The 21,932-nt window shown below is 63.9% G+C and carries 15 protein-coding genes; 2 read left to right on the top strand and 13 right to left on the bottom strand.

Annotated features, from left to right (window positions below; translation table 11 throughout):
• Positions 1-30: 30 nt before the first annotated feature.
• The 5 genes from fusA to rpoB all read right to left on the bottom strand — a co-directional run bounded on the left by fusA (position 31) and on the right by rpoB (position 11,133).
• On the bottom strand, positions 31-2,145 hold the full coding sequence (fusA, locus tag BLQ10_RS14025; RefSeq protein WP_091563357.1) for an elongation factor G: 2,115 nt from the start codon (positions 2,143-2,145) through the stop codon (positions 31-33).
• Positions 2,146-2,214: 69 nt separating this feature from the next.
• Positions 2,215-2,685 carry a 30S ribosomal protein S7 gene (gene rpsG / locus BLQ10_RS14020; RefSeq protein WP_011692813.1) on the bottom strand — a complete coding sequence of 157 codons (471 nt, stop codon included), beginning with the start codon at positions 2,683-2,685 and terminating at the stop codon, positions 2,215-2,217.
• 1 nt (position 2,686) lies between these two features.
• A complete protein-coding gene (rpsL, locus tag BLQ10_RS14015) occupies positions 2,687-3,061 on the bottom strand; it encodes a 30S ribosomal protein S12 (protein WP_018773658.1) in 375 nt (124 codons plus the stop codon).
• A 536-nt stretch (positions 3,062-3,597) separates the two neighbouring features.
• Complete coding sequence (locus BLQ10_RS14010) at positions 3,598-7,497, bottom strand: DNA-directed RNA polymerase subunit beta' (protein WP_091563096.1); 3,900 nt, start codon at positions 7,495-7,497, stop codon at positions 3,598-3,600.
• A 120-nt stretch (positions 7,498-7,617) separates the two neighbouring features.
• The gene (gene rpoB / locus BLQ10_RS14005) at positions 7,618-11,133 is read right to left on the bottom strand and encodes a DNA-directed RNA polymerase subunit beta (RefSeq protein WP_091563095.1); all 3,516 of its coding nucleotides are present in this window, start codon (positions 11,131-11,133) and stop codon (positions 7,618-7,620) included.
• A gap of 398 nt (positions 11,134-11,531) precedes the next feature.
• Between rpoB and BLQ10_RS14000 the strand changes: the two genes are divergently transcribed.
• On the top strand, positions 11,532-12,731 hold the full coding sequence (locus BLQ10_RS14000; RefSeq protein ID WP_091563092.1) for an acetyl-CoA C-acetyltransferase: 1,200 nt from the start codon (positions 11,532-11,534) through the stop codon (positions 12,729-12,731).
• A gap of 88 nt (positions 12,732-12,819) precedes the next feature.
• Positions 12,820-13,308 carry an aminoacyl-tRNA deacylase gene (locus BLQ10_RS13995; protein WP_091563091.1) on the top strand — a complete coding sequence of 163 codons (489 nt, stop codon included), beginning with the start codon at positions 12,820-12,822 and terminating at the stop codon, positions 13,306-13,308.
• Positions 13,309-13,431: 123 nt separating this feature from the next.
• On the opposite strand, the gene BLQ10_RS13990 is transcribed toward BLQ10_RS13995, so the two are convergent.
• The 8 genes from BLQ10_RS13990 to nusG form a co-directional block, all read right to left on the bottom strand.
• Entirely contained in the window at positions 13,432-15,294 is a 1,863-nt protein-coding gene (locus tag BLQ10_RS13990; RefSeq protein WP_091563088.1) for a bifunctional metallophosphatase/5'-nucleotidase, read from the bottom strand.
• Between the two features lie 240 nt (positions 15,295-15,534).
• The gene (gene rplL / locus BLQ10_RS13985) at positions 15,535-15,906 is read right to left on the bottom strand and encodes a 50S ribosomal protein L7/L12 (RefSeq protein ID WP_028276543.1); all 372 of its coding nucleotides are present in this window, start codon (positions 15,904-15,906) and stop codon (positions 15,535-15,537) included.
• 77 nt (positions 15,907-15,983) lie between these two features.
• Positions 15,984-16,577: a 50S ribosomal protein L10 gene (gene rplJ / locus BLQ10_RS13980; protein ID WP_091563087.1), complete on the bottom strand. Its 594-nt coding sequence runs from the start codon at positions 16,575-16,577 to the stop codon at positions 15,984-15,986.
• Between the two features lie 335 nt (positions 16,578-16,912).
• Entirely contained in the window at positions 16,913-18,022 is a 1,110-nt protein-coding gene (locus BLQ10_RS13975; protein WP_091563084.1) for a GNAT family N-acetyltransferase, read from the bottom strand.
• A gap of 202 nt (positions 18,023-18,224) precedes the next feature.
• Positions 18,225-19,343 carry a GNAT family N-acetyltransferase gene (locus tag BLQ10_RS13970; protein WP_091563355.1) on the bottom strand — a complete coding sequence of 373 codons (1,119 nt, stop codon included), beginning with the start codon at positions 19,341-19,343 and terminating at the stop codon, positions 18,225-18,227.
• Between the two features lie 208 nt (positions 19,344-19,551).
• Entirely contained in the window at positions 19,552-20,259 is a 708-nt protein-coding gene (gene rplA, locus BLQ10_RS13965; protein WP_018773648.1) for a 50S ribosomal protein L1, read from the bottom strand.
• Between the two features lie 237 nt (positions 20,260-20,496).
• The gene (gene rplK, locus BLQ10_RS13960; RefSeq protein WP_028265119.1) at positions 20,497-20,925 is read right to left on the bottom strand and encodes a 50S ribosomal protein L11; all 429 of its coding nucleotides are present in this window, start codon (positions 20,923-20,925) and stop codon (positions 20,497-20,499) included.
• A 129-nt stretch (positions 20,926-21,054) separates the two neighbouring features.
• A complete protein-coding gene (gene nusG / locus BLQ10_RS13955) occupies positions 21,055-21,927 on the bottom strand; it encodes a transcription termination/antitermination protein NusG (RefSeq protein WP_091563083.1) in 873 nt (290 codons plus the stop codon).
• Positions 21,928-21,932 lie beyond the last annotated feature (5 nt).

Here is a 21,932-nt window from a genome sequence, read left to right as displayed (position 1 = left end):
AGTTTTTGTTGCTGCGAAGCGTCCTAGGGACTACTCGCCGCGGTTCTTCTGGATGATCTCGTCGGCAACTGCCTTCGGGACCTCGGCGTAGCTGTTGAACGTCATGGAGTACACAGCGCGGCCCTGGGTCTTCGAGCGCAGGTCACCGATGTAGCCGAACATGCCGGACAGCGGGACGTGCGCGCGAATAACCTTGACGCCCTGGGCATCTTCCATGGACTGCATCTGGCCACGGCGGGAGTTGAGGTCACCGATAACTTCACCCATGTATTCCTCAGGGGTGCGGACCTCGACATCCATCAGCGGTTCGAGCAGAACAGGGTTCGCCTTGCGTGCGGCTTCCTTGAAAGCCATACGGCCGGCGATCTTGAACGCCATTTCCGAGGAGTCAACATCGTGGTAAGCGCCGTCAATCAGCGTCGCCTTGATGCCGACAACCGGGTAACCGGCCAGGACGCCGTCGTTCAGCGCATCCTGGATGCCGGCGTCGACCGACGGGATGTACTCGCGCGGAACGCGGCCACCGGTGACCTTGTTCTCGAACTCGTACAGCTCGCCTTCCGCAGTGTCCAGCGGCTCGATCGCGATCTGGATCTTTGCGAACTGGCCGGAACCACCGGTCTGCTTCTTGTGCGTGTAGTCGTGACGCTCTACAGCACGCTTGATGGTTTCGCGGTAAGCAACCTGCGGCTTGCCAACGTTTGCCTCGACCTTGAATTCGCGGCGCATGCGGTCCACCAGGATGTCCAGGTGGAGCTCGCCCATGCCGGCGATGATGGTCTGGCCGGTGTCTTCGTTGAGGGAGACCTGGAAGGTCGGGTCCTCAGCGGAGAGCTTCTGGATGGCCGTGGAGAGCTTCTCCTGGTCACCCTTCGTGTTCGGCTCGATCGCAACCGAGATCACGGGCTCCGGGAAGCTCATGGACTCGAGGACAATCTGGTTGGCCGGATCGCACAGGGTGTCACCCGTGGTGGTGTCCTTCAGGCCGATCGCTGCGTAGATGTGGCCGGCGGTAGCGCCCTCGACGGGCATTTCCTTGTTGGCGTGCATCTGGAACAGCTTGCCGATGCGCTCCTTCTTGCCCTTGGTGGAGTTGACCACCTGCGAGCCTGCTTCCACGTGACCGGAGTACACGCGGATGAAGGTGAGCTGGCCGAAGAAGGGGTGCGCGGCGATCTTGAAGGCCAGTGCGGAGAAGGGCTCTTCAGAGGAGGGCTTACGGGTAAGTTCCTTCTCTTCGTCGCGGGGATCGTGACCGATCATCGGCGGGACGTCGAGCGGGTTCGGCAGGTAGTCCACAACTGCGTCGAGCATCGGCTGGACGCCGCGGTTCTTGAAGGCGGAACCGCAGAAGACCGGGTACAGCTCAGAGTTGATCGTCATCTTGCGGATGCCGGCCTTGAGCTCATCGATGCTGATCTCTTCGCCCTCGAGGTACTTCTCCATGAGTTCCTCGGAGGCCTCGGCAACAGTCTCAACGAGAGTTGCGCGGTACTCTTCGGCCTTCGCCTGGAGGTCAGCCGGGATCTCGCGGATCTCGTACTTCGCACCCATGGTGACGTCACCCTTGGCGTCGCCGGGCCAGACCAGCGCGCGCATGTAGAGAAGGTCGACGACGCCGATGAAGTCGTTCTCGGCGCCGATCGGCAGCTGCATGACGAGCGGCTTGGCACCGAGGCGGCTGATGATGGTGTCGACGGTGAAGTAGAAGTCAGCGCCGAGCTTGTCCATCTTGTTGACGAAGCAGATACGCGGAACGTTGTACTTGTCGGCCTGGCGCCAAACAGTCTCGGACTGCGGCTCCACGCCTTCCTTGCCGTCGAACACGGCGACTGCGCCGTCGAGGACGCGCAGGGAGCGCTCAACCTCGACCGTGAAGTCAACGTGGCCGGGGGTGTCGATGATGTTGATCTGGTTGTTTTCCCAGAAGCAGGTCACGGCGGCAGACGTGATGGTGATGCCGCGTTCCTTTTCCTGTTCCATCCAGTCAGTCGTCGAAGCGCCGTCGTGCGTTTCGCCGATCTTGTGGTTCACACCCGTGTAGAACAGGATGCGCTCGGTAGTAGTGGTCTTGCCGGCATCGATGTGGGCCATGATGCCGATGTTGCGGACCTTGCTAAGGTCGGTAAGCACGTCCTGTGCCACGGTGTCTCCCTTTCGGATGGACTGCACGTTCGCCGCCGGCTCAGTCGAGCCGGCGGCGTCCGGGAAGTATTACCAGCGGTAGTGTGCGAAGGCCTTGTTGGACTCGGCCATCTTGTGGGTGTCTTCGCGACGCTTCACAGCGGCACCGAGACCGTTCGAGGCATCCAGGATTTCGTTCTGGAGGCGCTCGGTCATGGTCTTTTCGCGGCGGGCCTTGGAGTAGCCAACCAGCCAGCGGAGGGCGAGAGCCGTGGAACGGCCCGGCTTGACCTCAACGGGAACCTGGTAGGTGGCGCCACCAACGCGGCGGGAGCGGACCTCAAGGGAAGGCTTGACGTTCTCCATGGCCTTCTTGAGGGCTGCAACGGGGTCGCCGCCGGACTTGGCGCGAGCACCCTCGAGTGCACCGTAAACGATGCGCTCTGCGGTGGACTTCTTGCCGTCAACCAGCACCTTGTTGATGAGCTGGGTGACCAGCGGGGAGCCGTAAACGGGATCTAGAACTAGCGGCCGCTTGGGGGCCGGACCCTTGCGAGGCATATTACTTCTTCTCCATCTTTGCGCCGTAGCGGCTGCGAGCCTGCTTACGGTTCTTGACACCCTGGGTATCGAGGGCGCCACGGACGATCTTGTAGCGGACACCCGGAAGGTCCTTCACGCGGCCGCCGCGGACGAGCACAATGGAGTGCTCCTGCAGGTTGTGGCCTACACCGGGGATGTATGCGGTGACTTCAATGCCGCCGTTGAGGCGCACGCGAGCAACCTTACGCAGAGCCGAGTTCGGCTTCTTCGGGGTCGTCGTGTAGACGCGGGTGCAAACACCGCGGCGCATCGGGCTGCCGTTAAGCGCGGGAGCCTTGGTCTTTTTGACCTTAGGCGTGCGGCCCTTGCGGACCAGCTGGTTAATCGTAGGCACTCTCGTGTTCTCCGTTTTATCCGGAGCGGCCGTTCGCGGCCGCTCTCTTGTCGCTGCGCCTCGCCGCCCGAGCTTTGAAGTTCTCTCCAGAGCAGCTGAGGCGAAGCCTTAATAGTCGGACCGCACGCCGGGGTCCTAGGACTTTCGATCCGAATTGCCCCTAGGCATGCGAAAATGTGGCATACGTTGCACAAGAACCCTGCAAACCGGAAACGTCGTCCTGGTTGAACCTTTCAGCTACTGGCTGTCCAACTCAAACCGGCGCACTCATCCACTGCCACAATAACAATTAGTCTCAAGTCTAACACGGACGGGTCCCAGCCCTTAATCGGCGGGGAATCCCGTCCATTGCTGAGGTGCGGCCCTTTTGGAGGGTCTAAAGGGCCTTTGCTCAGCAATCGATCGTTAAACGGGGATGGTCCCCCACCTTGCGGTGCGGGACCATCCCTTGGTCAGGCTCTGAACAGGCCGTCAGGGCAGGGCGGCCGGGTCCCTACGTGGCGCGGAACGCGACACGAAAGGGCCCGCCCTGCCCGTTAGCGGAAGTCGCTGCCGAGATCGTAGTCATCCAGCGGGATGGCGTGGAACTCGGGAGCTCCGTCGCCGCCCAGCGTGTCATAGGAGAAGTCACTGAATGCGCTGGGGCCGGTGAACAGGTTGGCCTTTGCTTCTTCAGTGGGTTCCACGGTGACCTCGGTGTAGCGCGGGAGACCCGTGCCGGCCGGGATGAGCTTACCGATGATGACGTTTTCCTTGAGGCCGAGCAGCGGATCGCTCTTGCCTTCCATGGCCGCCTGCGTCAGGACGCGGGTGGTCTCCTGGAAGGAAGCTGCGGACAGCCAAGACTCGGTCGCCAGGGACGCCTTCGTGATACCCATGAGCTCGGGACGGCCGGAGGCCGGCGTCTTGCCCTCGGACACAACGCGGCGGTTGGCATCTTCGAAGCGGCTGCGTTCGGCGAGCTCGCCGGGCAGCAGATCCGATTCGCCGGACTCGATGACCGTGACGCGGCGCAGCATCTGGCGGACGATAACCTCGACGTGCTTGTCGTGGATACCGATGCCCTGGCTGCGGTAGACGCCCTGGACTTCGTCCACCAGGAACTTCTGCGCGGCACGGGGACCCATAATGCGCAGCACCTGCTTCGGGTCGACCGGGCCGTTGATGAGCTTCTGGCCGACGCTGACGTGATCGCCGTCTTCGATGAGAAGACGTGAACGGCGCAGCACCGGGTAAGCGATCTCTTCGGACCCGTCATCGGGGGTGATGACCAGGCGCATCTGGCGCTCGGACTCTTCGATGGTGATGCGGCCGGCTGCTTCAGCAATCGGTGCGACACCCTTCGGAGTACGGGCTTCGAAGAGCTCCTGGATACGGGGCAGACCCTGGGTGATGTCGTCGCCGCCGCTGGCGGAAACAGCACCACCGGTGTGGAACGTACGCATGGTCAGCTGGGTGCCCGGCTCACCGATGGACTGCGCGGCAATGATGCCCACGGCCTCACCGATGTCGACGGTCTTGCCAGTGGCCAGCGAACGGCCGTAGCACAGGGCGCAGGTGCCGACGCTGGACTCACAGGTGAGTACGGAGCGGACCTTGACCTCGGTGATGCCGGCTGCGAACAGTTCGGCAATGACGACGTCGCCGCAGTCGGTGCCTCCCGCTGCCAGGACCTTGCCCTTGGAGTCGACGACGTCGACGGCCAGGGTGCGGGCGTAGGCGCTGTTCTCGACGTTCTCGTCCAGGACGAGGACGCCATTGGCGTCGGCCACCGCGATGGCGGTCATCAGGCCGCGCTCGGTGCCGCAGTCCTCTTCGCGGACAATGACGTCCTGCGAAACGTCCACCAGACGACGGGTCAGGTAACCCGAGTTGGCGGTACGCAGGGCGGTGTCAGCCAGACCCTTACGGGCACCGTGCGTGGCGATGAAGTATTCCAGCACCGAGAGGCCCTCGCGGTAGGAGGACTTGATCGGACGCGGGATGATTTCACCCTTAGGGTTGGCCACCAGGCCACGGATACCCGCGATCTGGCGGACCTGCATCCAGTTACCACGTGCGCCGGAGGACACCATGCGGTTGATGGTGTTCATCGGGGACAGGCTGTCACGCATCGCCTGGGCGATCTCGTTGGTTGCCTTGTTCCAGATCTCGATCAGTTCCTGGCGACGCTCGTCGTCGTCGATCAGGCCCTTGTCGTACTGGCCCTGGATCTTGGCGGCCATGGTCTCGTAACCGGCGAGGATCCGCGGCTTGTCCGTGGGCACCTCGATGTCGGAGATGGCGACGGTGACGCCGGACCGGGTGGCCCAGTAGAAACCGGCATCCTTCAGGTTGTCCAGCGTTGCCGCCGTGATCACCTTCGGGTAGCGCTCGGCGAGGTCGTTGACGATCGTGGACAGCTCGCCCTTGTCGGCAACGTTCTCAACCCACGGGTAGTCCGCGGGCAGCGTCTGGTTGAAGATGACCTGGCCGAGGGAGGTCTCGACCAATGTGGTCTGACCGGGCTCCCAGCCCTCCGGGGCTTCCCAGCCGGCGTAGGGCACGAAGCCCTCGAGGCGGATCTTGACCTTGGAGTTCAGGTGCAGCTCGTGGAGGTCGTAGGCCATGATGGCTTCCGCGACGGAGGAGAAGATCCGGCCTTCGCCAGCTGAACCGACACGCTTGGTGGTCAGGTGGTAGAGACCGATGATCATATCCTGCGACGGCAGGGTCACCGGGCGGCCGTCGGACGGCTTCAGGATGTTGTTCGAGGACAGCATCAGGATGCGGGCCTCGGCCTGGGCCTCGGGGCTCAGCGGCAGGTGAACTGCCATCTGGTCGCCGTCGAAGTCGGCGTTGAAGGCGCCACAAACCAGCGGGTGCAGCTGGATTGCCTTGCCTTCAACGAGCTGCGGCTCGAACGCCTGGATGCCGAGACGGTGCAGGGTGGGTGCACGGTTCAGCAGCACGGGGTGCTCGGTGATGATCTCTTCGAGGACGTCCCAGACCTGCGGACGGTAACGCTCCACCATGCGCTTGGCCGACTTGATGTTCTGGGCGTGGTTGAGGTCAACCAGGCGCTTCATCACGAACGGCTTGAAGAGCTCCAGCGCCATCTGCTTCGGCAGACCACACTGGTGCAGCTTCAGCTGCGGGCCGACGACGATGACCGAACGGCCGGAGTAGTCCACGCGCTTGCCGAGGAGGTTCTGGCGGAAACGGCCCTGCTTGCCCTTGAGCATGTCGCTCAGGGACTTCAGCGGACGGTTGCCCGGTCCGGTGACCGGACGGCCGCGGCGGCCGTTGTCGAAGAGGCTGTCAACAGCTTCCTGAAGCATGCGCTTCTCGTTGTTGACGATGATCTCCGGAGCACCGAGGTCAAGCAGGCGCTTGAGGCGGTTGTTGCGGTTGATCACGCGGCGGTAGAGGTCGTTGAGGTCGGAGGTCGCGAAGCGGCCACCGTCCAGCTGGACCATCGGGCGCAGTTCCGGCGGGATCACCGGGACGGCGTCCAGCACCATGCCGAGCGGGCTGTTGTTGGTGGTCAGGAACGCGTTGACCACCTTGAGCCGCTTCAGGGCACGCGTCTTGCGCTGGCCCTTGCCGTTGGCGATGATGTCGCGCAGCATGTCCGACTCGGCCTGCATGTCGAAGTTCTCAAGACGCTTCTTGATGGCCTCGGCACCCATGGAGCCTTCGAAGTACATGCCGTAGCGGTCCCGCAGCTCGCGGTACAGGCCTTCGTCACCTTCGAGGTCAGCGACCTTGAGGTTCTTGAAGCGGTCCCAGACCTGCTCGAGGCGCTCGATTTCGGCGTCGGCACGCTTGCGCACGTTCGCCATCTGGCGGTCAGCGGAGTCGCGGGCCTTCTTCTTGTCGGCAGCCTTGGCGCCTTCGCCTTCGAGACGGGCGAGCTCGTTCTCGAGGTCGCGGGCGATCGTGGCGATGTCGGAGTCGCGGTTGTCGATCAGCTGCTTCTTCTCGATGTCGTGCTCAACCTGGAGGTTGGGCAGTTCTTCGTGGCGGCTGTCGGCGTCGACGCTCGTGATCATGTAGGCGGCGAAGTAGATGACCTTTTCGAGGTCCTTCGGTGCCAGGTCAAGGAGGTAGCCCAGGCGGGAGGGAACACCCTTGAAGTACCAGATGTGCGTGACCGGGGCGGCGAGCTCGATGTGGCCCATGCGCTCGCGGCGGACCTTGGCGCGGGTGACCTCAACGCCACACCGCTCGCAGATGATGCCCTTGAAGCGCACGCGCTTGTACTTACCGCAGTAGCATTCCCAGTCGCGGGACGGGCCGAAGATCTTCTCGCAGAAGAGGCCGTCCTTCTCGGGCTTGAGCGTGCGGTAGTTGATGGTTTCCGGCTTCTTAACCTCGCCGTACGACCAGCCGCGGATGTCTTCCGCGGTGGCGAGGCCGATCTGCATGAGGCCGAAGGAGGATTCGCTGGACATATGGTCCCTGTTCTCTCTTGTTCTCTAAATTCTGAAGTCTTGGGTTACGGGAAGAGGGAGGTGGCTTACCGGGAAAAGTCAGCGCGGCGGGGCCGCCTGCTTTTCCCGGTAAACCCCCTGCTAAACCTCTTCTACGGAACTGGGCTCTGCACGAGACAGATCGATGCCCAGTTCTTCCGCAGCCGTGAAGACTGCGTCATCAGAGTCACGCATTTCAATTGTGGTTCCGTCCGTGGAAAGCACTTCCACGTTCAGGCACAGCGACTGCATTTCCTTGATCAAGACCTTGAAGGACTCAGGAACGCCCGGTTCGGGGATGTTCTCGCCCTTGACGATGGCTTCGTAGACCTTCACACGACCGTGGATATCATCCGACTTGATCGTCAGCAGTTCCTGGAGCGTGTAAGCGGCGCCGTAAGCTTCGAGCGCCCACACTTCCATTTCACCGAAGCGCTGGCCACCGAACTGTGCCTTACCACCCAGCGGCTGCTGCGTGATCATGGAGTACGGGCCGGTGGAGCGGGCGTGGATCTTGTCGTCCACCAGGTGGTGGAGCTTCAGGATGTACATGTAGCCGACCGAGATCGGATCCGGGAACGGCTCGCCGGAGCGGCCGTCAAACAGACGGGTCTTGCCGGAGGAGTTGATCAGGCGGTCGCCGTCTCGGGTGACGTTGGTGGAGTCGAGCAGGCCCGTGATTTCCTCTTCACGCGCACCGTCGAAGACCGGCGTCGCCACAGTGGTCTGGCCACTCTCGCGCGGCAGGTTCGGCAGCTGCTTGACCCACTCGGGCTCGCCCTCGATCTTCCAGCCGGTCTTGGCAACCCAGCCGAGGTGCGTTTCCAGCACCTGGCCGACGTTCATGCGGCCCGGAACACCCAGCGGGTTCAGGACGATATCAACGGGGGTGCCGTCGGCAAGGAAGGGCATGTCCTCGATCGGCAGGATCTTGGAGATAACGCCCTTGTTGCCGTGGCGGCCGGCGAGCTTGTCGCCGTCGGTGATCTTGCGCTTGGCAGCCACGTACACGCGCACCAGCTGGTTGACGCCCGGGGGCAGCTCGTCGTCGTTGTCGCGATCGAAGACGCGGACACCGATCACGGTGCCGGACTCGCCGTGCGGCACCTTCAGGGAGGTGTCGCGCACTTCGCGGGACTTCTCACCAAAGATGGCGCGCAGCAGGCGCTCTTCCGGGGTCAGCTCGGTCTCGCCCTTGGGGGTGACCTTACCGACCAGGATGTCGCCGGCCTCAACCTCGGCACCAATGTGGATGATGCCGCGCTCGTCCAGCCCTGCCAGGACTTCCTCAGACACGTTGGGGATGTCACGGGTGATTTCCTCGGCACCAAGCTTGGTGTCGCGGGCATCGATCTCGTGCTCCTCGATGTGGATGGAGGACAGGACGTCCTCGGCCACGATGCGCTGGGACAGGATGATGGCATCCTCGAAGTTGTGGCCTTCCCATGACATGAATGCCACGAGGAGGTTCTTACCGAGGGCGAGCTCGCCCTGGTCCGTTGCCGGGCCGTCAGCGATGATGCCGCCGACCTCCAGGCGCTGGCCTTCGCTCACCAGGACACGGTGGTTGTAGCAGTTGCCCTGGTTGGAGCGGGCGAACTTGTTGATGCGGTAGTTGGTTTCGGTACCGTCGTCGTTGAGCATGATGACCAGCTCAGCGGAAACCTCGGTGACCACACCGGCCTTCTTCGCGATGACAACGTCACCGGCGTCGACGGCGGCGGCACGCTCCATGCCGGTGCCGACGAACGGCGCCTCGGAACGGACCAACGGCACGGCCTGGCGCTGCATGTTGGCACCCATGAGTGCACGGTTAGCATCGTCATGCTCGAGGAACGGGATCAGGGCGGTAGCCACGGACACCATCTGGCGCGGGGAAACGTCCATGAACTCGACGTCGGCGGCGGGAACCAGCACGGGCTCGCCTCCACCACCGCGGGCACGGACCAGGACGGTCTCTTCCGCGAAACGCTTGTTCTCGTCGAGCGGGGCGTTGGCCTGAGCGATCAGGACCTCGGCTTCGTCGTCGGCCGTGAGGTACTTGACCTCATCGGAGACGACACCCTCGGAGACAAGGCGGTACGGGGTCTCGATGAAACCGAACGGGTTGATGCGTCCGTAGGAAGCCAGCGAACCAATCAGACCAATGTTCGGGCCTTCAGGAGTTTCGATGGGGCACATACGTCCGTAGTGGGACGGGTGCACGTCACGAACTTCCATGCCGGCACGGTCACGGGACAGACCACCCGGGCCAAGCGCGGACAGGCGGCGCTTGTGGGTCAGACCCGAGAGCGGGTTGTTCTGGTCCATGAACTGGGACAGCTGGGAAGTTCCGAAGAACTCCTTGATGGCTGCCACGACGGGACGGATGTTGATCAGGGTCTGCGGCGTGATGGCCTCGACGTCCTGGGTCGTCATGCGTTCGCGGACAACGCGCTCCATGCGGGACAGGCCGGTGCGGACCTGGTTCTCGATGAGCTCGCCGACGGCGCGGATGCGACGGTTGCCGAAGTGGTCGATGTCATCGATCTCGACGCGGAGCTCGTGGTCCTGGCCGTCGCGCTTGCCCATGAGGGTCTTCTCGCCGGCATGCAGGGCAACCAGGAACTTGATCATGGCCACGATGTCTTCAACGTGCAGGACCGAAGCTTCCTTGTCGCCAAGGGAGCGGTCGATGCCAAGCTTGCGGTTGATCTTGTAACGGCCAACCTTGGCCAGATCGTAGCGCTTGGAGTTGAAGTACAGGTTGTCCAGCAGGGACTGGGCAGCCTCAACCGTGGGCGGCTCGCCCGGTCGCAGCTTCCGGTAGATGTCCAGCAACGCGTCTTCGCGGGTCTCGGTGGCGTCCTTCTCCAGCGTTGCGCGCATGGAGTCGTACTGGCCGAATTCCTCGAGGATCTGGCCTTCGGTCCAGCCGAGGGCCTTCAGCAGCACGGTGACGGACTGCTTGCGCTTGCGGTCAAGACGGACGCCGACCTGGTCGCGCTTGTCGATTTCGAGTTCGAACCAGGCGCCGCGGGACGGGATGATCTTCGCGGTGAAGATGTCCTTGTCGCTGGTCTTGTCGGCGGTGCGCTCAAAGTAGGCGCCCGGCGAGCGGACCAGCTGGGAGACGACGACACGCTCGGTGCCGTTGACGACGAAGGTGCCCTTCTCGGTCATCAGCGGGAAGTCACCCATGAACACGGTCTGCTGCTTGATTTCGCCCGTGTTGTTGTTCATGAACTCGGCCTTGACGTACAGCGGAGCCGAGTACGTTGCGTCCCGGTCCTTGCACTCGGCCATGGTGTATTTGGGGTCAGCGAACTCCGGCTCGGAGAAGCTCAGGGACATGGTGCCCTGGAAGTCTTCGATCGGGGAGATCTCTTCGAAGATGTCGGACAGACCCGAGGAGGTGGCGACGCTGAGGTCGCCTTCTTCGACGGCCTTCGCAACGCGCGCCTGCCAGCGTTCGTTTCCGACCAGCCAGTCAAAGCTGTCGGTTTGCAGGGCGAGCAGATTCGGAACATCAAGAGGTTCGTGAATCTTTGCGAATGAGAGCCGGCGGGTTGCACCGTCGGTGCTGTCGGCATTGATAGCGGTAGCGTTGTTTACATTAGAGGTGCTCGAGGCGACCAAGAGGGATCCTTCCACAGACCTTCAGGCGTTGTCAGATCTCCCCCGTTATGCACTCTGCAGAATGACTCCGCAGCGCTACCAGTCCGGTTCCGCTATATGACCCGGGACCCGCGCTGTCCATGCTGGTGCACGTTGTAGACGGCACATTGATGGAACAGCTGTCAGGCTAAGCCCACCGCTATATGAAGGCTGAAGGTAAACAGGGAAGACGCAAATATCTACGATACGGCAAAGCAACCTACTTGTCTACCCCACTTCCGGCGGGATTGCAAGCACGAAGTTCTGGCGGACTTTTGGCGGAGTCCCGGCAGGCGGCGGCCCGGGCCGGGCCGAATGGATAGGTGACGGGGCTCACGATAACGTAGACATAAGTCGAAAGTAGATCGGAAGAAAACACCATGAGCAATCCCGCAGACAACAATGATGTTGTCATCCTCGCAGCCGCCCGCACCCCCCAGGGGCGGCTGAACGGACAGTTGGCCAGTTTCACCGCCGTCGAGCTCGGCACCCACGCCATCCGGGCGGCCCTTGCCGCCAGCGGCGTCAAAGCCGACCAGGTGGACAGCGTGATCATGGGCCAGGTCCTGCAGGCCGGGGCGGGCCAGAACCCGGCGCGCCAAAGCGCCATCGGCGCCGGCATCGGCTGGAACGTCCCCACGGTAACCATCAACAAGGTCTGCCTTTCCGGCCTCACCGCAGTGATCGACGCCGCCCGGATGATCCGCAGTGGGGACGCCACGGTGGTGGTTGCCGGCGGCCAGGAGTCCATGACCCGCGCACCGCACGTGCTGCCCGGTTCCCGGCAGGGATGGGCGTACGGCACGGTCCAGGCCCTCGACGTGGCCGCGCACGACGGCCTGACCGATGCCTTCGACGGGCAGTCCATGGGCCTGTCGACCGAGAGCAAGAACCTGGCCCTCGGCATCGACCGGGCCTCCCAGGACGAGGTGGCGGCCCAGTCGCACCAGCGTGCCGCCCGGGCCGCCAAGGACGGCGTCTTCGACGGCGAGATCGCCGCGATGAGCGTCAAGCAGCGCAAGGGCGATCCGATCGCCGTCACCTCCGACGAGGGCATCCGGCCCGACACGACAGTCGAATCGCTGGCCGGGCTGCGCGCGGCCTTCGTCACGGACGGAACCATCACCGCAGGCAACTCCTCCCCCCTGTCCGACGGCGCAGCCGCCCTGGTGCTGACCAGCCGGAAGTTCGCCGAAGAGAACGGCCTCGAGTACCTCGCGGTGGTCGGCAAGCCAGGCCAGGTGGCCGGGCCGGACAACTCGCTGCACTCCCAGCCGTCGAACGCCATCAAGAACGCCCTGGATAAGGCCGGCTGGTCGGCCGCGGACCTCGACTTCATCGAAATCAACGAGGCCTTCGGCTCCGTCGCGGTGCAGTCCCTGAAGGACCTCAACTATCCGCTGGAGCAGTGCAACATCCATGGCGGGGCCATCGCCCTGGGCCACCCGATCGGGGCCTCCGGCGCCCGGCTGGCCCTGCACGCAGCCCACGAACTCAAACGCCGGGGCACCGGCAAGGCGGCCGTGTCCCTGTGCGGCGGCGGCGGACAGGGCGAGGCGCTGCTGCTCTACCGCGACTGAACCGGAGAACGCGACTGAACCGGAGAACCGGCAGCAGACCGAGCGGAACCGCGAACAGCCACGACGGGTCAGGGAAAGGTTTGACAGTATGGCGAAGCAGGGAACGCCCCGCGGGGGCCGCGAGCGGTTTCTGGCCGACGCCGCGGCCCGCGGCCTGGACGTCGAGATCGTGGAACGCCTCGCCGCCCGCAGCCTTGAGGAGGCGGCCGGAATCCTCGGGATCCGGCCGGCGGATATTGTGAAGTCGCTCGTGGTCAAGCACAAGGACGACAGTTTCCTGTTCGCCCTGGTCCCGGGCGACCGTCAGATCTCCTGGCCCAAGCTGCGGGCGCTGCTGGGCGTCAACAAGCTCTCGCTCCCCGCGGCTGATACCGCCTTCGAGGCCACCGGGTACGAGCGCGGGACCATCACGCCGCTCGGCAGCAGCCGCCCTTGGCCGGTCTACGCCGATCAGACCATCACGGGCCGGCGGATCTCCATGGGCGCCGGGGAACATGGCTACAGCGCGTTCGTGGACGCGGACGCCCTGACGGCTGCCCTCGGCGCCGTCGTCGCCGACATCACCGAACCAAACTAGCCCGCCCGGGTTAAAACCAACGCGGGGTCACTTCCGGCCCATCCGGACAGCCGGGATGGACCGGAAGTGGCCCCGTCTTGTTGTTGACACCCGCGTTGTTTGCCCGCGTTGTTGGAGCCGGGACTAAGCGGTGACCGTCAGTGGCGCCCCGTTGACGGTGAGCCGCCAGTTGGCCTGGCTGAACACGGCAACGTCCAGGGTGCCGCGGTCCACGACATAGTCGATGATGCGCTGCCGGATCTCCTGCTGGCTGTTCGAGAGCACCGGCGCGCTCTTCACGGCCGGGAAGTTGCCACCGCCGCTCTGCCGGTAGTTGTTGATGGCCAAGGCAAATTCCTGCTCAGGCTGCAGCGCCTGGCCACCGTAGCTGAGCTTGGCGATCCGGTCCCCCGCCGGACGGGCGAGGTCGATCTCATAGTTCAGCGGCGCATCGAGTCCGTAGACGACGTCGTAGTTGTAGTCGGGCGTGCCGTTCGGGGCCGTGGCCGTCACGGCGTTGGTGACGTCCTGGGCCTTGGCCGTGGTGGCGGTCACCGGCTTGAAGTACTGCGCGGACCACTCCAGGTAAGCCTTGACCTGCGCTCCGGTGACTTTGATGGCGAGCAGCGTGTTGTCGAAGATGTACAGCCCCGCGACATCGCGGATGGTCAAAGGTCCGGCCTTGACGTCCACAGCCCGGGAGAAGGCCGCCGCAATGGACAATACAGGCAGCCCTGCCGCGGGAGTGTTGGCCAGCTCGGCCTTGATGGTGCTGGCCTGTACGTAATTGATGGCGTCGATCGCGGCGGAGTCCTCCCAGCAGGCGGTGGCCGTGCTAAGCGGCGCCGTCGAGGTCCCGATGACCTCGTTGACATATTTAACCGTGGCCTCGTGCCCGGCCTGAACGGCCCGGACGACGGCGGGATCGGCGTCGACGGTCTTGGCGTCCAAAAGGAGCGAATGCGCCGCGGTGACGGTCCACTGCCCCTTTTCCTTGGCGAGCTCGAGGTCCATGACGGACACGCGCATGCCCCACTTCAGCGGCTCGGTCAGGAGCACCTGCTTGCCGGTGGCCTTGTTCGTGACGAAGCGCTCGGGGACCTCCAGGTGGGCGTGCCCGACCAGGATCGCGTCGATGCCCGGGACTTCCTCGGCAAGCTGGGTGGACGCGTTCTCAGGGAAAGGCAGGGCGTCGCCGTAGGAGGATCCGGGGGTCGCGCCCGAATGACTCGTGACGATCACCACGTCGGCTCCAGCGGCCTTCACCCGCGGGATGACAGTCCTGGCCTCCTCGACGATGCCATTGAAATCGAGCTTGCCCTGGACGTTGTCCCGGTCCCAGAGGGCGCAGCCCGGCGTCACAAAACCGACCAGGCCGACCGTCAGCCAACCGCTGTCCGTCTTGATCCGCTTCAGGACGTAGGGGGTGAAGGCCCGCCCGCCCGACACGGCGTCGTGGACGTTGGCGCCCAGCAGCGGGAAGTCCAGTTGCCGCTCCCAGGTGCGCAGAAGCCCAATGCCGTAGTTGAACTCGTGGTTGCCCAGCCCCACGGCGTCGTAGCCGATCGTGTTCATGGCCAGCGCCATGGGGTGTTTCACGGTTGCCGAGATGGGGTTGATCTTGGCGAAGTAGTAGGCCAAGGGCGTGCCCTGGATGGTGTCCCCGGCGTCGATGGTCAGCGTGCTGGCGGCGCCGCGCTCGGTTCGCATGGCGTTGATCAGGGTCGCGGCCTGGGCAATCCCGATCTTGTTCCCGGCGGCGTCGGCATAGGGGACGTTCTTGTAGTAGTCCCAGTTGAAGGCGTTGTTGTGCAGATCCGTGGTGCCAAGCACCGTGAGGGTGAACTGTTTCTTGGCGCTTGCTTTGCCTCCGGCCTTGCCGCCGGCCTCGCCGGGGCCGGCCTGTGCCGCCGGGGCTCCGGCCAGCGCGGCGGCGGCTGCGCCGCCGCCCACGAGGGCTGCCGCGAGCATGGCGCGGCGGGAGGGGGAAGTGTTTGGGTCCGTCATTGTGGGTGAACTCCTGAACGTTGGGGCCGGTGGGCACAAATCCAAAGTCTAGGGGCGCGGCATCAAGTGCGACAGGGGTATCAGAAAAACTTTGCCGAATCCTTGGGTGCCGTTCACCGGCGCCCGCGGGCAGTCGGTTTCCGGCCCGGAGAGGCCCGGGAACGCAGGAAACCCCGCCCACCTGAGTGGACGGGGTTTCCTTTGAGCAGTGCGGATCGCGATGGATCCGGACGGCGGGAGTTACTTGAGGGTAACGCGGGCGCCAGCTTCTTCGAGCTGAGCCTTTGCCTTCTCGGCAGCTTCCTTGGTGGCGCCTTCGAGAACAGCCTTGGGTGCGCTGTCAACCAGGTCCTTGGCTTCCTTGAGGCCCAGGGAGGTGATGGCGCGAACTTCCTTGATCACTGCGATCTTCTTGTCGCCAGCAGCTTCGAGGATGACGTCGAAGTCAGTCTTCTCTTCGGCTTCTTCAGCAGCGGCGGCCGGGCCGGCAACGGCAACGGCAGCAGCAGTAACTTCGAAGGTCTCTTCGAAGAGCTTGACGAACTCGGAGAGCTCGATGATGGTCAGTTCCTTGAAAGCTTCAATGAGCTCTTCGTTGGTGAGCTTCGCCATGGTGTGGCGTCCTTCCTATAGTGGTGCGCGGCGGCCCTGAGGCTCGCTGTCGCACCGGAGTCTTATGGAGAAGAGGACTAGTTCTCTTCGGGGGCTGCGGCTTCGGCCGGTGCTTCGGCCTCGGCTGCTGCATCTGCTGCGGGAGCTTCTTCAGCGGCGGGTGCTTCGGCTGCTGCCGGTGCACCGTTCTCTTCTTCAAGCTTGAGGCGCAGTGCGTCAATGATGCGTACAGCAGCGGCAGCAGGAGCCTTGAGGATGCCTGCAACCTTAGCGAGCTGCAGCTCGCGGGACTCGAGTGCTGCCAGGGCAGCAACTTCGCTGGCGTTCAGAGCCTTGCCCTCGAAGTAACCGGTCTTGATGACCAGCTGCTTGTTAGCCTTGGCAAAATCCGTCAGGCTCTTGGCAGCGGCAACTGCGTCACCCTTGATGAACGCGATTGCAGTGGGGCCGGCGAGCTGATTGTCGAATGCTTCGACACCAGCTTCCTTAGCTGCAATAGCGGTCAGGGTGTTCTTGACGACCGAGAACTTGGTGTCCTGGCCGAGAGAGACACGCAGCTGCTTGAGCTGTGCAACGGTGAGCCCACGGTATTCGGTCAGGACAGCGGCGTTCGATTCCTTGAAATCGTTAGTGATCTCAGCTACTGCTGAAACCTTGCTAGGCGTTGCCATAACCCTCCTTCCGGGGATAGTGCCGGTGTGTCCGGGTCCCCGCTCAAAAAGAGCTAAAACAAAAAAACGCCCCGCGCAGATGCACGGGGCTTGTCTCGACGCGGTCCATGACCGCGGAGCTTTGCTTCGTTCACCTGCGCCGGCCGCCCTATGTTCAGGGTCCTTCGTCCGGAAATCCACTGCGCTCTCCCGGCGCGACTGCAGAAGTGAGTCTTGCTTGGGAGAGTGGATTTCCAACAACCGACGGTCTTTGGTCCTCCAAGCTTACGGGACGCGGCGCGCGTGTTCCAAATCGGGCCGCGAGGACCGGCTCCGCGCGCCGTCAGCCTGCGGCCTCAGCTGACGGCAGGGCCGAAGTTGGGGAGTTCTTTCTGCCAGAGACCCGTCACGCCCGCCGTCGTGAATCCGAGCTGCTGGTTGACCTTGAGGAGGTAGCGGTTCTCCGGGGCGTTCCACGTGTACAGGACCCGGGCGTCCGGGAACTGTTCGCTCAGCCGTTCCATGTTGGCGACCTTGATCAGCAGCCCGAGTTTGTTGCCGCGGTGTTCCTGCAGCACCACAGTGTCGTCCTGGAAGACGACGTCCGGGCGCAGGGCCAGGACACTGATGGTGGTCAGGCCCACGAGCGTTCCGCTGGCAATGTGCTCGACGGCGGTGACCACCGTCCGGCGGCCCTGGGCAATGGTGACCTCCTCCGCCCCCCGGAGGAGGTCGCCGTCGAACACCATTTCCTGGGCATCCGGACCCGGCACTTCGTCTTCGCCTGCCTCGTTCTCCAGGGCGGCGAAAGCCTCGAGCCACTGGTCCGGGCACCGGTCCGTCCAGTGGTGCAGACGGTAACGGCCGGCATTGGCCTCCTCGGCCTCTGCCTCAAGCTCGGCGACGAGTTTGGTGTCCAGCGGCAGCGCGCAGGAACTGAACTGTTCGATGTGCTGCAGCGTGTAGCCGGTGTGGCGGGCAAATTCCACGTCACGGCTTCCCAACGGAACAAACCCGACGCCGCTGCCGGGCACGAGCTGTTCGGCGTCCGGGTCCGTCAGGGTTGATCCCGGATGGTTGGTGTCGATCAGGATCGTGTGGCGGCCCTCGTCCCGTGCGAAGTGCTCCGCGGCCTCCAGCAGCTGCCTGCCCACGCCTTGGCGCCGGAACTCCGGAAGGATATCGAGCGTGAATTCGGCGAGGTCGAGGTTGTCCATGAGTGGCAGCGCGATGTCCGCCGTCCCGACAATCACGCCGTCGATCTTGGCCACCAGGATCACCTGGCGTTCGTACGGGTCCGCCATCTCCAGAAGCTTCTCCTGCGGCGCGTAGGCGAGGTCGTCCGTGCCCCAGGTCTGCATCCGGACCCGCCGCCCCACTTCGATGGCGGCGAGGAAGTCGGCGGCATCGGGCGCGTCAAGGGAATCGGGGATCCACACCTGCTCAATCCGTACTTCGTTTGCCATAGAGGGCATCATCCCAGCCGTTGTGCCACCCACCATCGGTACGGCCCGGCTCAAACCGGGCTTTCAACCGCCAGCATATGCTGGTTTGGGCCGCTGTTCCATTGGTGACGCCGGGCAGTTTCTGCTCCATTCGGCGCCCGGCCGCCGCGGGCTGTCAGTTGCGGGTGCCGTCAGTTGCGGGTGCCGTCGGTTGCGCGTGCGGTCAGTTCACGGTGGCTGCGCCCGCGGCGGTCCGCTGCCACTCCCCGTCGTAGCCCGCCGGTTTGAACCCCAGCGCGATGTTGATGGCGAGCATGTGATCGTTTTCGGCGGCGTTGTAGGTCAGGACGCGCCGCACTGCGGGGTAAGCCTCAACCAGCAGCCGCAGGTTGAGGATTTTGATGAGCATGCCGAGCCGGTGGCCGCGGTGGTTCGCCGCGACGAGGGTGTCGTCCTGGCTGGCCAGCCATGGTTTGTCGGCTGATGTCTGCAGGACGGTATAGGCGGCCAGTTCACCGGTGGCCCGGTGCCGTGCCGCCACCACCAAGGCGGATTGGCCGGCCCGCCGCCAGGTGTCCTCGACGTGGCGGACCCGGGCGACGTCCCAGGTTTCCGGCTCGTAGCTCAGCGCGCCGGTGGGCGCGTCGGTGCTCATGCGTGACATGAGGACCGCGAGCTGGGCGGCATGTTCCTCCGGGCATGAATCGGCCCAGTGCAGCACTTCGTACTCCCCCGCGCTGGCCTGGGCGTCCCGCTCCAGGCCGTCGAGGTCCGAAGGGGGCGGGACGTCGAGCGAACTAAACCGTTCGACCTGCTCCAGCCGGTAGCCGGCCCGCCCGGCGAAGCGGACGCCGCGCGCGCCGGCTGGCAGCGCTCCGGCCCCCGTGGCGGGCTTGATGATATTCGGGCCGTCGACGTCGAAGTCGGCCGGGTGCTCCGTGAAGGTCTGCAGTATTGTCCGCCCGTCGGCGGCCGCCAGCGCTTCGGCGTGCTCCAGCAGAGCCCGGCCGATCCCTGCGCCGGCGAAGGAATCCAGGACGCTCACGTGCAGCAGCGCACTGCTGAGATTGTCCTGCATTTCGCAGCGGACCCAGGATTTGGCCGCAATGCGCCCGTCGACACGGACGAAGAAGAGCCGCGTGCGGGTGTAGGCAGTGTCCTGCCAGTACTGAAGTCGTGCCGCTGGGGACATCGACCGGTCAAGGTTGCCCCAGGTCTGCAGGACGAGCTCATCGCAGAGTTCCATGAATTCCAGGAACTCCGCTGCGTCCGCATCAACATCGGCGGCATCAACGCTAGCGGGCAGGGAGAGTTGTTCGATGAAGTACGACGGCGTAGTCACCGGCACAGCCTAACCGGCAAGTCCGGCGGCTCCAAGGGGTCGGGACGCCGATGATGTCAGGCATCAAGGGGTCGAGACACTGATGATGTCAGACGCCAATGACGTAGGGCATAGAAACGGCGAAAGCCCGCCCCGCAGTTGCGGGACGGCCTTTCGCTGGAAACTGGTGACGCCGGTGTTGCTGGCGACGCCGTTGATTCGGTGAGGATTAGACCTCGGTCAGGACCTTGGTGACGTTGGGGTCAACCGAGATGCCCGGGCCAAACGTGGTGGCGACGGTGGCCTTCTGGATGTAGCGGCCCTTGGAAGCGGACGGCTTGAGGCGAAGAACCTCTTCCAGTGCTGCCGCGTAGTTCTCGGCCAGCTTGATGGCGTCGAACGAAACCTTGCCGATGATGAAGTGCAGGTTCGAGTGCTTGTCGACGCGGAAGTCGATCTTGCCGCCCTTGATGTCGTTGACAGCCTTCGCGACGTCAGCGGTCACGGTGCCGGTCTTCGGGTTCGGCATCAGGTTACGCGGACCCAGGACCTTACCGAGGCGGCCTACCTTGCCCATGAGGTCAGGGGTGGCAACGGCGGCGTCGAAGTCCGTCCAGCCGCCTGCGATCTTTTCGATCAGGTCATCGGAACCAACGAAGTCGGCGCCGGCTGCGATTGCAGCCTCAGCCTTGTCGCCCGTTGCGAAGACGAGGACGCGGGCGACCTTACCGGTGCCGTGCGGCAGGTTGACGGTGCCGCGGACCATCTGGTCGGCCTTGCGAGGGTCAACGCCCAGGCGGAAAGCGACCTCAACGGTGGCGTCGAACTTGGACGGGTTGGTGTCCTTGGCGAGCGTCACTGCCTCGAACGGCGCGTAGAACTTCTCCGCGTCGATCTTGGCCGCGGCTGCCTCATATGCTTTGCTGCGCTTTGCCATGCTGCTTATTTCTCCTTGTGCAGTTGTGGTCTGCGGACCGCGCTGGGCCCTGCCACAGTCAGGATTCCGGCTGGTTTATCCGTGCCGGGTTCCCAACATTTCAATGTTTAGGTGGTGCCGGTCGCCCGGCGGGGAAGGCTATTAGCCTTCGACGGTATCTAACTTGTCGAAAGTCTGCGGGACTCACTTCCGGCGAGTGCTTCGTTCCTCAGCCCTCACCGTCCGTTCATTCCTCGACTATTCGACGGTGATACCCATGGAGCGGGCGGTGCCGGCGATAATCTTCGCTGCGCCTTCGAGGCTCGTGGCGTTGAGGTCTTCCATCTTGGTGGTGGCGATCTCGTTGACCTGGGCCTGGGTCAGCTTGGCAACCTTGACGGTGTGCGGGGTAGCCGAACCCTTGGCGACGCCTGCAGCCTTCTTGATGAGCTCTGCAGCCGGCGGGGTCTTGGTGATGAACGTGAAGGAACGGTCTTCGTAGACCGTGATCTCCACGGGGATGACGTTGCCGCGCTGGGCTTCCGTCGCAGCGTTGTACGCCTTGCAGAATTCCATGATGTTGACACCGTGCTGGCCGAGCGCAGGACCGATCGGCGGGGCCGGGTTAGCGGCACCTGCCTGGATCTGCAGCTTGATGAGGCCGGTGACCTTCTTCTTGGGAGCCAATGTAGGTCCTTCTCTCAAATACGTCCTGGGGCACAGGAGCGTGCCTCAGGTTGGTGGCCGCCATGGCAAGGCGACCGGCCGCTCCGTGGCTGCTAAGCGGGCAGCCCGGGGCGAATTCTTAGGGAACAGCTAGATCTTGCTGACCTGGTTGAACGCCAGGGTGACCGGAGTCTCGCGCTCGAAGATGGACACCAGCACCACGAGGGTCTGGGAATCGATCTTGATCTCGGAGATCGTGGCGGGGAGGGTCTCGAACGGACCTTCCTTGACGATGACCGACTCGCCGACCTCGAAGTCGACGTCGACCTGGGCGGCGGCGTGCTTGACCGGCTTCCCCTTCTCGGCCTGCTCTTCTTCGAAGACCGGCGCGAGCATGGAGAAGACCTCATCAAGGCGCAGCGGGACCGGGTTGTGGGCATTGCCCACGAAGCCGGTGACGCCGGGGGTGTGGCGGACGGCGCCCCAGGAAGCGTCCGTCAGGTCCATGCGGACCAGAACGTAACCGGGGATGCGGACGCGGTTGATGACCTTGCGCTGAGCGTTCTTGATCTCAACGACTTCCTCCATCGGAACCTGGATTTCGAAGATGTAATCTTCCATGTCCAGGGTCTGGATGCGGGTCTCAAGGTTGGCCTTGACGCGGTTTTCGTAGCCTGCGTAGGAGTGGATGACGTACCAGTCACCTTCCTGGCGGCGCAGCTTGGCCTTGAACTCGTCGGCGGGGTCGACGTCGGCCTTGGCGGCCGCCGCTGCCAGCGCGTCGGCGTCTTCAGTGTCGGCATCTTCAGCGCCTTCGGCGTCGGCGCCTTCAGCATCGACGGCTTCGGCAACAGCTGCCTCTGCGTCTTCTTCCCTGGCTACTTCTTCCGTGGCTTCGGCCTCGTCAGTGACGTCGGATTCGGGCGCAGCAGACACAGCCTCGGACTCTTCCGCGGCTTCCACCGCGGCGCCCTGGCTTTTATCCAGCTCAGTCTCAGTTACCTCGAGCTCCTGCTCAGACACTTGGT

Origin of the sequence: Arthrobacter sp. ok362, assembly GCF_900102785.1 — a bacterium.
GTDB lineage: Bacteria > Actinomycetota > Actinomycetes > Actinomycetales > Micrococcaceae > Arthrobacter.
This window is presented reverse-complemented; position numbering and strand designations above follow the sequence as displayed.

Coding starts and splice junctions, on each gene's coding strand:
- rpsG (WP_011692813.1), bottom strand. CDS start 2,685: ATGCCTCGCAAGGGTCCGGCCCCCAAGCGGCCGCTAGTTCTAGATCCC.
- BLQ10_RS14010 (WP_091563096.1), bottom strand. CDS start 7,497: ATGTCCAGCGAATCCTCCTTCGGCCTCATGCAGATCGGCCTCGCCACC.
- BLQ10_RS14000 (WP_091563092.1), top strand. CDS start 11,532: ATGAGCAATCCCGCAGACAACAATGATGTTGTCATCCTCGCAGCCGCC.
- BLQ10_RS13995 (WP_091563091.1), top strand. CDS start 12,820: ATGGCGAAGCAGGGAACGCCCCGCGGGGGCCGCGAGCGGTTTCTGGCC.
- BLQ10_RS13990 (WP_091563088.1), bottom strand. CDS start 15,294: ATGACGGACCCAAACACTTCCCCCTCCCGCCGCGCCATGCTCGCGGCA.
- rplL (WP_028276543.1), bottom strand. CDS start 15,906: ATGGCGAAGCTCACCAACGAAGAGCTCATTGAAGCTTTCAAGGAACTG.
- rplJ (WP_091563087.1), bottom strand. CDS start 16,577: ATGGCAACGCCTAGCAAGGTTTCAGCAGTAGCTGAGATCACTAACGAT.
- BLQ10_RS13975 (WP_091563084.1), bottom strand. CDS start 18,022: ATGGCAAACGAAGTACGGATTGAGCAGGTGTGGATCCCCGATTCCCTT.
- rplA (WP_018773648.1), bottom strand. CDS start 20,259: ATGGCAAAGCGCAGCAAAGCATATGAGGCAGCCGCGGCCAAGATCGAC.